Here is a 13,181-nt window from a genome sequence, read left to right on the forward strand (position 1 = left end):
TTCCTCTAACCTGGCGCCATGACTGCGCCGGGGGACCTGATCGACGGGCGGTTCGAGCTGATCGAGCGGCTCGGCAGCGGAGGCATGGGCACGGTGTGGCGCGCTCGCGACACCGTGCTCCATCGCGAAGTCGCCCTGAAGGCGGTCAGATCCGACGCGAGTGCGTCCGGGGCCGTGCGCGAGCGTGTACTGCGCGAGGCCCGGGCGCTCGCGCGGCTCAGCCATCCCCATGTGGTGACCGTCCATCACATCGTGGACGCGGAGCCCCATCCGTGGATCGTGATGGAGCTGGTCCCTGGCGTCTCGCTCCAGGAGCGGCTCGCCCGGGGCCCGATGACCCCGTCCGAGGCCGCGCGCGCCGGACGCCAGGTGCTCTCCGCCCTGAGCGCCGCGCACGCGGCGGGTGTCCAGCACCGGGACGTCAAGCCCGCCAACGTCCTGCTGCGGCCGGACGGCACCGCCGTGCTCACCGACTTCGGGATCGCCGCGCTGCAGGGCTCGACCTCGCTGACCGTCACCGGCGAGCTGGTCGGCTCGCCCGAGTTCATCGCCCCGGAACGGGTCCGCGGCCATGACGACGACAACCCCGCCTCCGATCTCTGGTCGCTGGGGCTGGTGTTGTACGTCTGCGTGGAAGGCGTCAGTCCGCTGCGCCGGGCGACGACCCTGGCCACACTCGCCGCGGTGCTCGACGACCCCGTGCCGCCCCCGGCGCGGTCCGGGCCGCTCGCGCCCGTGCTGCGGGCGCTGCTCGTACGGGATCCGGCGGCACGGCCGGACGCCCGGCGCCTGGACGCGATGCTGGCGCAGGTGGAGGCGGGCGAAACCCCGTACTGGGAGCAGCCGACCATGACGGCGGCGGTGCCGCCCGGGCAGACGCCGGTGCCGCCCGTGCCGACCCGGCTGGACAGCCCTCGGCCCACGGTTCCCCGGCCCCCGCAGCCGCCGGTCCCGCCCGGTCGGCAGCGCGGCCGAGCGCCCGTCGTCGTCGCGGTGGTCGCCGTGGCGGTCGCGCTCACCGCCGCCACGGCACTGGCCCTCGCGCTGCGCGACTCCGGAGCACGGGCGGCGGGGAGCGCGAAGGAGGCCGGCGGTACGTCCGGCAGTACGGCGCCGGCCACACCCATGTCGGGTACGGCCCCGAGCCCCACGCCGCCCGCAACCGCGGCCCCGGCTCCCAAGCCCACGCGCGCTGCCACGCAGTCCGCCACGCCCGGCGACAACCCGCCCCCGCCCTCCGGCCGGTGGATCGCCCAGCTGTTCTCAGAGCCCGTCGGCTCCGGCACCGCCGCCCGGGACCGGAGGCTCGCCGAAGTCCGCAGGACCGTGCCAGAAGCCGTCTTCGTACGCAGCGACGACTACGCCTCGCTGCGGCCCGGCTTCTGGGTGATCTACGCACCTGGCCCCTTCGCGAGCGGCGCGGCCGCGGTCGACTTCTGCGCGGAGCGCGGCAGAACCACGGCGAACGCCTGCCTCGGCCGCTATCTGAGCACGAGGGCGGCCGACTTCCCACTGCAGTGCCGCCCGCCGGCGAGCAGCCCTTCCGGCCGCTGTACCCGTTCCTAGGACGTCCGGGCCGCACCAGTGGCGCGTGTGCGGCTCGCGTTCGGCGCTCCCGGCACGAGGTCGGAATACCGCCGACGGTCCACCGGCCGACGCATGGGGCTCGGACTCCGGCGGGTCCTCGCGGCCTGTCGGCGGAACGCGCGGGCCCTGCGGAACTGCCGGCCTCCGCGTCGTTGTCGTGAGAGCACGAGACCGCGGACCGCAGAGCACGGGAGGAGGCGTGACCCGTATCACCGTCGGTCGGGCCGCGTCCGCCCGACGACGCCCCGAACCGCTGCCCGGTCCCGGGTTGCGGCTCGAACGGGGCCGGGTCGGCCACATGCAGCTGCACGGGCGGCTCATCAACATGGACATTCTTCGCAGAATCTGACGTACCACATAAAAAGGGCGGCCCACGCGCCTTCTCGTCGACGGACTCGAAGGTCCGCCCGTCGAAAAGATCCGGCGTCCACACCCGGCGCCCCGCTGCGCGCAGGCGCTCCGCGCCCGACTGCACGGCGGGCCGGAGCCCGAATGTCGAACGAAGAAGCATGATGTCCGTCGGGTCAGGTTACGTTCGAAGGCATGGAGAACGTGCTGCGACCGTTGACAGTCCTGGCCGGCTCGGTGGGGCTCACGCTGGTTCTGGTGTGGCTGGCGGACCTGTTGCTCCGCCGGACCGACGCCCGGCACAGCGAGACCCCGCTGTGGGGCCTGCTGCGCCGTTGCCGCATGCCGTTGCAGGTCGTGCTGCTCACCGCGCTGCTGAGAGGGACGTACCGGGAGACCCACATCACGGTCGTCGAACAGAACGAGGGGTTCATCGGCCACGTCCTGACCCTGGTGCTGATCGCCGCCTCTGCCTGGCTCCTCGTACGGATCGCCGCGGCCGTGGTGGAGTCCTCGTACTCCCGTTACGCGGCGACCACGCGGGATCCGGCACGGGTCCGCAGGGTTCGTACACAGGTGGCGCTGGTCCAGCGGATCGTCACCGCGATCGTGGGTGTGGTCGCCTTCGCGTCGATGCTGCTGACCTTCCCGGGGATGAACAAGCTCGGGGCGTCGCTGCTGGCCTCGGCCGGCGTGCTCGGCATCGTGGCCGGTGTCGCCGCCCAGTCCACGCTGGGAAACCTCTTCGCCGGATTCCAGATCGCCTTCGGCGACATGGTGCGGATCGGCGACACCGTCGTGGTGGACGGCGAGTGGGGCACCGTGGAGGAGGTCACGCTCACGTTCCTCGCCGTACGGACCTGGGACGAACGGCGCATAACGATGCCTGTGTCGTACTTCACCAGCAAGCCGTTCGAGAACTGGTCGCGCGGCGGGGCGCAGATGACCGGCACGGTCTTCTTCCATCTGGACCACTCGGCGCCCGTGCACGAGATGCGCGAGAAGCTCCAGGAGATCCTGCACGAGTGCAAGGCGTGGGACGGCCGGGACTGGTCGATCGCCGTCACGGACACGACGCCGTCGACGATGCAGGTGCGCGCGGTGGTCACCGCGAAGGACGCGGACGACATCTGGACGGTGCGCTGCGCCGTGCGCGAGCAGATGATCACCTGGCTGTGCGACCACCACCCCTACGCGCTGCCGCGCATCAGCACGGCAGAGGCCCCCGAGCCGCCGAGGAAGCACGTGGAGCCGGAGGAGGGCACACCGCGCCGCACCGGCCGGGGCTAGGGTTTTTCGCCCGCACGTTCCTCGGGTCCCGCCCGGCAGGACCGACCCGGCGGGACCCGCCCGGACCCTAGTGGGCGCGCTCCGCACCGCCGTTGACCTGGACGACCTGTGCGGTCACATGACCGGCGGCCGGTGAAGCGAGCCAGCGCAGGGTCTGGGCCACGTCGCCGGGGTGGCCGGCCCGCCCGGTGGAGGTCTCGGCGACGAGTGCCCTCCGCCGCTCATCGGTCATCGCGTCCCCGAAGAAGTCCGTCTCCTCGATGTAGCCCGGGGCGACGAGGTTCACGGTGATTCCGCGCGGCCCGAGTTGGCGCGCGAGGTCGAAGGCATAGGGGTGGAGGGCGGCCTTGGACGCGGCGTAGGCACCCGAGCCCGAGCCCCGGTACGCGGCGATGGAGCTCAGGAAGAGCACCCGGCCGCCCGGCGTGGCCAGATGGTCCTTGAGGGCCTCGGTGAGCAGGGCGGCCGTGAGGGTGTTCAGCCGGAAGTTGACGGTCCAGTCGTGTGCGACGGCTTCCAGCGGGTCCCCGGACTCCGGCCGCCGCTCGAGCCTTCCGTTTCCGCCCGCACTGTGCACCAGCACATCCACCGTGCCGAACTCACGCGCGGCGAACTCCGCGGCACGGCGGGCGCCTTGGGGCTCACTGAGATCGGCGGCGCAGTAGCGGGCCCCGGGAATCCGTCCGGCGGCCCGCGCGAGCACCTCCTCGCGCCGCCCGAGCAGCACCACCTGTTCCCCGTCCGCGGCGAACACCTCGGCCGCCGCGAACCCGATCCCGGTACCTCCGCCACTGATCACCACGGTGCGCGCCATACCTTGATCATACGACCGGCCTCCGGGCGTCCGGAGCTTCCCGCGCTGGTCTCCGGTGGCTTGCGGAGCCCTGGTCAGCGGAGGCTGCGCACGTCCAGATGACGCAGGACGCGGTCCACCACCTCGGGGTCCGTGCCGGGCTCGCTGCGGGCCGCGAGGACCGCGTGGCGCGCGGCGGACATCATCTCGCGCTGGATGCGCGAGAGGGTCCGCAGCCGCTTCGCCCGTCCGGCGAACCATTCGCGCCGCTCGTCGTCGACGATGTCCGGACTGATCCGGGTGCCGACGTCGTAGGCCGCCCGTTGCAGCCGCTCGGCGATGTCCTCGGGCAGGTCCTCGACCTCCTGGATCTCCTTCAGGCGGTGCTTCGCCGCCTTTGCCGCTCGCAGTGCGAGGTCTCGCTGCAGCGCCTGTTCCGCGTCCGTGTCGGCCCGTACGCCGAGCCGCCTCACCAGCCACGGAAGAGTGAGCCCCTGGACGACCAGCGTGATCATGATCACCGCGAAGGCGATGAAGATGATCTCGTCGCGGGCCGGGAACGGCGCACCGTCGTCGGTGCGCAGCGGGATCGCCAGGGCCAGCGCGACGGAGGCCACGCCCCGCATCCCCGACCACCACATCACGACGGTCTCGCGCCAGCCGACGGGGATCTCCTCGTCGTAGTCACGGCGTTTGTGCAGCCGCTTCGCGAGCCAGGTGGCGGGCAGCAGATACAGCAGCCGTACGCCGACCACGACCCCGACGACCGCTGCCGCCCACCCCACCATGGCGAGGTTCCGGCCCTGGCCGGGACCGAAGACATGGTGGAGTTCGAGCCCGATCAGCCCGAAGGCAAGGCCGGTCACGAGGGTGTCCACGATCTGCCAGAACGTGTTCCCGGCGAAGCGTCCCATGACGTCGTCCGCGTCCCCGGCGTTCTCGGCGAGGTAGAGCGCGGTGACGAGAACGGCGAGCACGCCGGAGCCCAGCAGTTCCTCCGCGAGCACATAGCTCACGTAGGGCACCAGCAGGCTGAGCCCGATCTGCAGGGTCGGGTCGCCGAGCAGCCCCATGAGTCTGTTGGAGAGCCAGCCGAGGGCGAGGCCGACCACCACGGCCACCACCGCGGAGAGCACCAGCTCCCCGGCCGCCCTCGGCCAGGAGAACGTCCCGCTCACCGCTGCCGCGATCGCCACGTGGTACAGCACGATCGCGGTGACGTCGTTGAAGAGCCCCTCGCCCTCCAGGATCGACACCAGCCGCCGGGGCAGCCCGAGAGAGCCCGCGACGGCGGTCGCGGCGACCGGGTCGGGCGGGGCGACGAGCGCTCCGAGCGCGACCGCGGCGGCGAGCGGCAGCCCGGGGACGAGGGCGTGCGCGACGGCCGCGACCGCCGCCGTGGTGACGAACACCAACGCGACGGCCAGCAGCAGGATCGGCCGGATGTTCGCCGTGAACTGCCGCCAGGAGGTGCGCTGCACGGCGGCGTAGAGCAGGGGCGGCAGCAGCAGGGGAAGGATGTAGTCGGGCGGCAGGGTGACGTTCGGCACGAAGGGCATCAGGGCGAGGACCGCTCCGGCGATCGTCATCAGCACGGGCGCGGGCAGCCCGAGCCGCTCGCCCAGCGGCACGGTGACCACGGCCCCCAGCAACAGCAGGAACAGCAGGGCCAATTGGTCCACGGGCGCGCACCCCTCCGGAAGGCCGGGACATCGACGGTCAGCGCGCCAAGCGTCCCACGCGTTTGCCCCGAATCATCCCGATCGACCTTCCGTTGCGCGGCCAGGGTCTTTCGTTTGGATCAGGCCGGACCGGTGAGCGGGGTACGGCGCCGGGGCACACGTACCCGGCAAGACCCGAAAGGGATCCCTAGAGCACGCGCCGCATCGACCGGTGAGGGATGCCCGCGTCGGGGAACTCGGGGCCGTACGCCTCGTAGCCCAGCCGCTCGTAGAAGCCCAGGGCATGGGTCTGGGCATGAAGATCGACCGAGGTCAGCCCACGGGCGCGGGCCGCGGCCTCGACCGCACCGACCAGAGCCGCGCCGACCCCGAGCCCACGGGCGGAGCGGGTGACCGCGAGGCGGCCGAGGGAGCCGCTCGCGGGGTCGGGCAGGAGGCCGGTCAGCAGTCGGGCCGTGCCGAGCGGGCCCTCGGGGCCGACGGCGAGCAGGTGGACCGCGTCCGCGTCATGGACGTCGTACTCGATCTCCGCCGGGACGCCCTGCTCGACGACGAAGACCTCCTTGCGCACCCCGAAGCATGCCTCGCGGTCGGCCGGGCCGACCGCCTCCCGTACGGCGAAGCCCCTGCTCACGCGCTCTCTGCCGCGATCTTGTCCAGCGCCGAGCGGAGGTCGTCCGGGTAGTCGCTGGCGAACTCGACCCACCGGCCGTCCGACGGGTGCTCGAAGCCGAGCCGTACCGCGTGGAGCCACTGCCGGGTGAGACCGAGCCGCTTCGCCATCGTCGGGTCGGCGCCGTACGTGAGATCTCCCACACAGGGATGCCGGTGCGCGGCCATGTGCACCCGGATCTGGTGGGTACGGCCCGTCTCCAGCTTGATGTCCAGCAGCGAGGCGGCCCGGAACGCCTCGATCAGGTCGTAGTGGGTGACCGACGGCTTGCCCTCCGCGGTCACGGCCCACTTGTAGTCGTGCTGGGGGTGCCGGCCGATCGGCGCGTCGATCGTGCCGCTCAGCGGATCCGGGTGGCCCTGCACCAGGGCGTGGTAGCGCTTGTCGACCGTACGGTCCCGGAACTGCTGCTTCAGCAGCGTGTACGCCCGCTCCGACTTCGCGACCACCATCAGCCCGGACGTACCGACGTCCAGCCGGTGCACGATCCCCTGCCGCTCCGCCGCTCCCGACGTCGAGATCCGGTAGCCGGCCGCCGCGAGCCCGCCGATCACCGTCGTCCCGGTCCAGCCGGGGCTCGGGTGCGCGGCCACACCGACCGGCTTCATGATCACGACGATGTCGTCGTCGTCGTGCACGATCTCCATGCCCTCGACCGGCTCGGCCACGATCTGCACCGGGGCGGGCGCCTGAGGCATCTCCACCTCGAGCCAGGCACCACCGGTGACCCGCTCGGACTTTCCTACGACCGCGCCGTCCACCTGCACTTTCCCGGCGGCCGCGAGCTCTGCGGCCTTCGTACGGGAGAACCCGAACATGCGCGAGATGGCGGCGTCGACGCGCTCGCCCTCGAGGCCGTCGGGTACGGGCAGGGTGCGGGTTTCGGGAAGCGTACTCACCCGTCGAGTATGCCTTGCCGTTCCCCGTGACCGTTCCGGCCCGGCGTTGGATCAGTCCTTGTGGACGGTGCCGTCCGGGTCCAGTCCCCTGAAGGACAGGATCACGATCAGGATGCCGCCGCACACGATCGCCGAATCGGCGAGGTTGAACACGGCGAAGTGCGCGGGCGCGATGAAGTCGACGACCGCGCCCTGGAAGACGCCCGGTGAGCGGAAGATCCGGTCCGTGAGGTTGCCGAGGGCGCCGCCCAGCAGCAGCCCGAGCGCGATGGCCCAGGGCAGGCTGTACAGCTTGCGAGCCAGCCGCGCGATCACCACGACCACGGACGCCGCGATGATCGTGAAGATGATGGTGAACGCCCCGCCGAAGCCGAAGGCGGCACCGGGGTTGCGTACCGCCACGAACTTCAGCAGATCGCCGATGACAGGGATCGGCGGCTGATGCTCCAGCTTGGCCACCACGAGCATCTTGGTGCCCAGGTCCAGCAGGTACGCGACAGCCGCCACGGCGAACAGCACCAGGATCCGGCGCCTGCCTCTGGGCCGCTCGGCAGGAGCCGCAGCCTCGTCGTCAACATCCGGCGTACCGATGATGCGCTCCGCCTCTGCCACGTGAGTCCCTCAACCTAGGTACCTGACTGGTCACGAGGGTACGGCACAGAGGGAACCGACCCGGTCCCGAGCCGTCCGGAAGCACGTCCGGCCGCGGCCCCCGGGCCCGGCCCGGGATGCCGCGGGGGTTCCGGGGGTGCGTCCGGACGGGATCCGGTGACCTCAGCTGCGACGCTCCTGCTTCTGCTTGTCCTCCACGCACAGGGTCGCCCTCGGGAACGCCTGCATCCGGGCCTTGCCGATGGGCTTGCCGCAGATCTCGCAGAGGCCGTACGTGCCGGCGTCCAGGCGGTGCAGAGCCCGCTCGGTCTGTTCGAGCATCTCGCGGGCGTTGTTGGCGAGGGCGATCTCGTGCTCGCGCGTGATGTTCTTGGTGCCGGTGTCGGCCTGGTCGTCGCCCGCACCGTCACCGGAGTCGCGCATCAGGCCGGTGAGCGCCTCCTCGGAGTGGCTGATCTCGGCCCCGAGCCGGGCCATCTCGTCCGCCAGCTCCGCACGCGCCCCGGCGACCTCCTCCGGTGTCCACGGGTCCTCTCCCGGGCGCACCGCCAGCTCTCCGGGGACCGTCGCGGCGACCGCGCGGGCCACGGGCACCGCCGTCGCAGTGCTGTCCCCGCCGGCTGCGACACTGGCCGCCGCGGTCTTCTTCGCTCCCACCGTCCTGGCTCCCGTCTGCTCGGCGGCCTCGGCCGCCTCCTTGGCCGCCCTGGCGGCCTTCCTGGCGCCGGTGCCCGTCGTCCTGGCAGCCGCCGCCTTCTTCGTCTTCGGTTTCGTCTTCGGTTTCGTCTTCGCCTTCGCCGGCTCCTTCGTGGCAGCCGCTCGGGTGGACGCAACGGAGCGCCCCTCCGCCTCCCTCCTGCCCACGGTTTTCTTCGCCGCCTTCGTGGCCTTGGGGGGCTTCACGGCCTTCGCCGCCGTCTTCCTGGCGGCCTCCTTCGCGGCCGGGGCCGGGGCTTCGTCGGGGGCCGCCGCCTTCTGCTCGGCTGCCGTCTTCTTCTCCGTGGTCTTCTTCTCCGGCGTGGTCTTCTTCGCGCCCGTCGCCTTCCTGGCGGCCTTCTTCACCGGTGCCACGGCCTTCACCTCCGTAGGCTCGTGCGCTTTCGCACCGGCCCCGTTCGCCTTCGACACCCTCCCGGTGCCCGGGGTCTGCTTCGCGACAGTGCTCTTCTTGCCGTTGCTGTCCTTGACCGCCGTCGCCGCAGCGGCGGTGGACCTCGCGGACGCCGTCTTCTTCACGGCGGTCTTCTTCGCCACCATGGCCGCGGCCCCTTCACATATTGTGATCTTGCACGCGATTCGGTGCTGGGACGATAAATCGGCCACAGCCCCGCGGCAACGGGGCACGCCGCCGGTCGGACCCACCCCGCGCCTGCTCAGACGCGAGCCTGCATCCGTTGTGCCCAGCTCCCCGCCCTGTAATCCGCCGCACGGGAGCCGCCCGAACCCGCCCCGAGCCCGGCCGGGCCCGTATGGCCATTCGGGTCACCGGCGAAATCCGGTCGGCCACGCCGTGCCCGGGCCCGTACACTGGGCGGAGCGAAAAGCGTGGATGGGGACCAGTAGCGTCGTACGCAGCCATGAGCGACCCGGGGACGGTGCGAGCCCGGGGGCCAGCGCGATGTGAACAATCACCCCGGAGCCGCCGGAAGAAAGCCGCGGGCGACCAGAGGCGAGTAGAACCGGCATCGCGACCCCAATGAGGGGGCCGTGGACGTGCGTGTCCAGGGCCAAGGAGGGTGGTACCGCGGGAGCACGGCGCATTCGGCTCTCGTCCCTCCGACGGAAGAGACGCAGTCCGTTGGAGGAGCCGTACATGACGCCGCCGCCTCAGTACCGCCAGGTACCCGCCCAGGTCGACCTGCCCGCCCTCGAGCACGCCGTGCTCGACTTCTGGCGCGACAACAAGGTCTTCGCGAAGAGCCTCGAGCAGTCCGAGGGCCGCCCGGAGTGGGTGTTCTACGAGGGCCCGCCCACCGCGAACGGCATGCCGGGCGCGCACCACATCGAGGCCCGCGTCTTCAAGGACGTCTTCCCGCGCTTCCGGACCATGCAGGGCTACCACGTGGCCCGCAAGGCCGGCTGGGACTGTCACGGCCTGCCGGTCGAGCTCGCCGTCGAGAAGGAGCTCGGCTTCAACGGCAAGAAGGACATCGAGGCGTACGGCATCGCGGAGTTCAACGCGAAGTGCCGTGAGTCCGTGACCCGCCACACGGACGCGTTCGCCGAGCTCACGACCCGTATGGGCTACTGGACCGACCTCGACGGCGCGTACCGGACGATGGACTCTGCGTACATCGAGTCCGTCTGGTGGTCGCTGAAGGAGATCTTCGACAAGGGCCTGCTGGTCCAGGACCACCGCGTCGCCCCCTGGTGCCCCCGCTGCGGCACCGGCCTCTCCGACCACGAGCTGGCGCAGGGCTACGAGACCGTGGTCGACCCGTCGGTCTTCGTCCGCTTCCCGCTGACCTCCGGACCGCTCGCCGGCGAGGCCTCGCTCCTCGTGTGGACGACGACCCCCTGGACGCTGGTTTCGAACACCGCCGTGGCCGCGCACCCCGAGGTCACCTACGTCGTGGCGACGAACGGCGAGGAGAAGCTCGTCGTCGCCCTGCCGCTGCTGGAGAAGGCCCTGGGCGAAGGCTGGGAGGTCACCGGCGAGACCTTCACGGGCGCCGAGATGGAGCGCTGGACGTACGACCGTCCCTTCCGGCTGGTGGAGTTCCCCGAGCCCGCCCATTTCGTGGTCAACGCCGAGTACGTGACCACCGAGGACGGTACGGGTCTGGTCCACCAGTCCCCCGCCTTCGGTGAGGACGACCTCAGGGTCTGCCGGGCCTACGGTCTGCCGGTGGTGAACCCGGTCCGCCCCGACGGCACCTTCGAGGAGGACGTCCCGCTGGTCGGCGGCGTCTTCTTCAAGAAGGCCGACGAGGCGCTCACCAAGGACCTGGACGCGCGCGGTCTGCTCTTCAGGCACGTCCCTTACGAGCACAGCTACCCGCACTGCTGGCGCTGCCACACGGCGCTGCTCTACTACGCGCAGCCGTCCTGGTACATCCGTACGACCGCGATCAAGGACCGGCTCCTCGAGGAGAACGAGAAGACGAACTGGTTCCCGGACTCGGTCAAGAACGGCCGGTACGGCGACTGGCTCAACAACAACATCGACTGGGCACTGTCGCGCAACCGCTACTGGGGCACGCCGCTGCCGATCTGGCGGTGCGAGGAGGACCACCTCACCGTGGTCGGCTCGCTCGCCGAGCTGACCGAGCTGACAGGCACGGACCAGTCGTCCCTGGACCCCCACCGGCCCTACATCGACGACGTCACCTTCCCGTGCCCGCAGTGCTCCACCACGGCGACGCGCGTCCCCGAGGTCATCGACGCCTGGTACGACTCGGGCTCGATGCCGTTCGCGCAGTGGGGCTACCCGTACCGCAACAAGGAGACCTTCGAGAAGCGCTACCCGGCGCAGTTCATCTCGGAGGCGATCGACCAGACCCGCGGATGGTTCTACACGCTGATGGCGGTGGGCACGCTGGTCTTCGACAAGTCCTCGTACGAGAACGTCGTGTGCCTCGGCCACATCCTCGCCGAGGACGGCCGCAAGATGTCCAAGCACCTGGGCAACATCCTGCAGCCGATCCCGTTGATGGACCAGCACGGCGCGGACGCGGTGCGCTGGTTCATGGCGGCGGGCGGTTCGCCCTGGGCGGCGCGCCGGGTGGGCCACGGCACCATCCAGGAGGTGGTCCGCAAGACACTCCTGACGTACTGGAACACGGTGGCCTTCCAGGCGCTGTACGCACGTACGTCGAACTGGGCGCCCTCGGCCTCCGACCCGGCGCCGGCCGAGCGCACGGTGCTCGACCGCTGGCTGCTGTCCGAGTTGCACGCGCTGGTGGACCAGGTGACGCAGGCGCTGGAGGCGTACGACACACAGCGTGCCGGCAAGCTGATCTCCTCGTTCGTCGACGACCTGTCGAACTGGTACGTGCGCCGCTCGCGCCGCCGATTCTGGCAGGGCGACGCCGCAGCGCTGCGCACGCTCCACGACGTGATCGAGACCGTCACCCGGCTGATGGCCCCGCTCACCCCCTTCATCACGGAGCGGGTGTGGCAGGACCTGGTGGTCCCGGTGGCACCGGAGGCCCCGGAGTCGGTCCACCTGGCCGGCTGGCCCAAGGCCGACCTTTCGGTGATCGACCCGACGCTGTCCCAGCAGATGGCCCTCGTCCGCCGGCTGGTGGAGCTGGGCCGTGCGACGCGTGCGGAGTCGGGCGTGAAGACCCGCCAGCCGCTGTCGCGCGCGCTGGTCGCGGCGGCGGGCTTCGAGTCCCTGTCATCGGAGTTGCACGCGCAGATCACGGAGGAGCTGAACGTCTCGTCGCTGGCGTCGCTGTCCGAGGTCGGCGGGTCGCTGGTCGACACGACGGCCAAGGCGAACTTCCGGGCGCTGGGGAAGCGCTTCGGCAAGGGCGTGCAGGACGTGGCGAAGGCAGTCGCGGCCGCGGACGCGGCGGCGTTGTCCCTCGCTCTCCGTAGCGGCACGGCTTCGCTGGACGTCAACGGCGAGACGATCACCCTGTCTCCCGAGGAGGTCATCATCACGGAGACACCGCGTGAGGGATGGTCGGTGGCCTCCGACCAGGGTGCGACGGTCGCGCTGGACCTGGAGATCACTCCGGAGCTGCGACTGGCGGGCCTGGCGCGTGACGCGATCCGGCTCATCCAGGAGTCCCGCAAGAACAGCGGCCTGGATGTCGCGGACCGTATCGCCCTGCGCTGGTCCTCCGAGGACCCGGAGGTCATGCAGGCCCTCACGGACCACGCTGCCCTGATCGCGGACGAGGTCCTCGCCACGGACTACGCCCGTGGCGAGGCGGACGCCACCTACGGCGCCCCCTTCACCGACGAGGGCCTCTCCCTCACCTTCCGCCTCCGCAAGGCGTAACTTCCGCCCCAGGGGCCCGCGCGACTGCCGTCACGCGGGCCCTTGCGTTTTCCCCCGTCTCTTTCGGGCGAATCCCTCACAGGCGCTGACATCGACCCGCTCGCCCCCTCGGAAGCCGAGCCCCGCGCCCGGCCCCGCCTGCGTGGCTCCCAGCCCCACTCCTGGGCACGAGAGGGCCTGACCACCCGCCCTTCCGGCGTCTGAGGACGGACACACCGGCCGGCCGACACGGCACAGACCAACCCCGACAACCGCCCACGCCCGCACCCACGCCCGCACCGGACGGCCCCCGTCGCCGGAGGCACACACAAAAGGGCCGGGCCCGGAACTCACGTTCCGGGCC

9 protein-coding genes and 1 pseudogene are annotated in these 13,181 nt (G+C 71.3%); 3 read left to right on the forward strand and 7 right to left on the reverse strand.

Annotation, left to right across the window (positions count from 1 at the left end):
- Positions 1-18 precede the first annotated feature (18 nt).
- Positions 19-1,566 carry a serine/threonine-protein kinase gene (locus ACFU5O_RS26830; protein WP_384244450.1) on the forward strand — a complete coding sequence of 516 codons (1,548 nt, stop codon included), beginning with the start codon at positions 19-21 and terminating at the stop codon, positions 1,564-1,566.
- 295 nt (positions 1,567-1,861) lie between these two features.
- On the opposite strand, the pseudogene ACFU5O_RS26835 reads toward ACFU5O_RS26830, so the two are convergent.
- A pseudogene (locus ACFU5O_RS26835) lies at positions 1,862-2,098 on the reverse strand (dienelactone hydrolase); the annotation flags it as partial.
- Positions 2,099-2,130: 32 nt separating this feature from the next.
- Between ACFU5O_RS26835 and ACFU5O_RS26840 the strand changes: the two are divergent.
- The gene (locus ACFU5O_RS26840) at positions 2,131-3,225 is read left to right on the forward strand and encodes a mechanosensitive ion channel family protein (protein ID WP_384244451.1); all 1,095 of its coding nucleotides are present in this window, start codon (positions 2,131-2,133) and stop codon (positions 3,223-3,225) included.
- Between the two features lie 67 nt (positions 3,226-3,292).
- On the opposite strand, the gene ACFU5O_RS26845 is transcribed toward ACFU5O_RS26840, so the two are convergent.
- From ACFU5O_RS26845 to ACFU5O_RS26870, 6 genes are all read right to left on the reverse strand, one after another.
- Positions 3,293-4,039: an SDR family NAD(P)-dependent oxidoreductase gene (locus ACFU5O_RS26845; RefSeq protein WP_384244452.1), complete on the reverse strand. Its 747-nt coding sequence runs from the start codon at positions 4,037-4,039 to the stop codon at positions 3,293-3,295.
- Between the two features lie 74 nt (positions 4,040-4,113).
- Positions 4,114-5,700 carry a Na+/H+ antiporter gene (locus ACFU5O_RS26850; protein ID WP_384244453.1) on the reverse strand — a complete coding sequence of 529 codons (1,587 nt, stop codon included), beginning with the start codon at positions 5,698-5,700 and terminating at the stop codon, positions 4,114-4,116.
- Between the two features lie 187 nt (positions 5,701-5,887).
- The gene (locus tag ACFU5O_RS26855; protein WP_384244455.1) at positions 5,888-6,334 is read right to left on the reverse strand and encodes a GNAT family N-acetyltransferase; all 447 of its coding nucleotides are present in this window, start codon (positions 6,332-6,334) and stop codon (positions 5,888-5,890) included.
- The gene (locus ACFU5O_RS26860) at positions 6,331-7,272 is read right to left on the reverse strand and encodes an RluA family pseudouridine synthase (protein WP_384244456.1); all 942 of its coding nucleotides are present in this window, start codon (positions 7,270-7,272) and stop codon (positions 6,331-6,333) included. Before ACFU5O_RS26860 ends, ACFU5O_RS26855 begins: the two co-directional genes overlap by 4 nt.
- A gap of 51 nt (positions 7,273-7,323) precedes the next feature.
- Positions 7,324-7,884 (reverse strand): signal peptidase II, encoded by a 561-nt coding sequence (gene lspA / locus ACFU5O_RS26865; RefSeq protein ID WP_384244458.1) that lies wholly within the window; start codon positions 7,882-7,884, stop codon positions 7,324-7,326.
- A gap of 162 nt (positions 7,885-8,046) precedes the next feature.
- On the reverse strand, positions 8,047-9,141 hold the full coding sequence (locus ACFU5O_RS26870; RefSeq protein WP_384244459.1) for a TraR/DksA family transcriptional regulator: 1,095 nt from the start codon (positions 9,139-9,141) through the stop codon (positions 8,047-8,049).
- Positions 9,142-9,697: 556 nt separating this feature from the next.
- Between ACFU5O_RS26870 and ileS the strand changes: the two genes are divergently transcribed.
- Positions 9,698-12,838: an isoleucine--tRNA ligase gene (ileS, locus tag ACFU5O_RS26875; RefSeq protein WP_384244460.1), complete on the forward strand. Its 3,141-nt coding sequence runs from the start codon at positions 9,698-9,700 to the stop codon at positions 12,836-12,838.
- The last annotated feature ends 343 nt before the right edge of the window (positions 12,839-13,181 follow it).

This window comes from Streptomyces sp. NPDC057445 (genome assembly GCF_042802855.1).
In the GTDB taxonomy this organism is placed as follows: domain Bacteria; phylum Actinomycetota; class Actinomycetes; order Streptomycetales; family Streptomycetaceae; genus Streptomyces.

Excerpts from the sequence above, each read along its gene's own strand:
- ileS (WP_384244460.1), top strand. The coding sequence starts at position 9,698 with ATGACGCCGCCGCCTCAGTACCGCCAGGTACCCGCCCAGGTCGACCTG.
- ACFU5O_RS26830 (WP_384244450.1), top strand. The coding sequence starts at position 19 with ATGACTGCGCCGGGGGACCTGATCGACGGGCGGTTCGAGCTGATCGAG.
- ACFU5O_RS26840 (WP_384244451.1), top strand. The coding sequence starts at position 2,131 with ATGGAGAACGTGCTGCGACCGTTGACAGTCCTGGCCGGCTCGGTGGGG.
- ACFU5O_RS26870 (WP_384244459.1), bottom strand. The coding sequence starts at position 9,141 with ATGGTGGCGAAGAAGACCGCCGTGAAGAAGACGGCGTCCGCGAGGTCC.
- ACFU5O_RS26845 (WP_384244452.1), bottom strand. The coding sequence starts at position 4,039 with ATGGCGCGCACCGTGGTGATCAGTGGCGGAGGTACCGGGATCGGGTTC.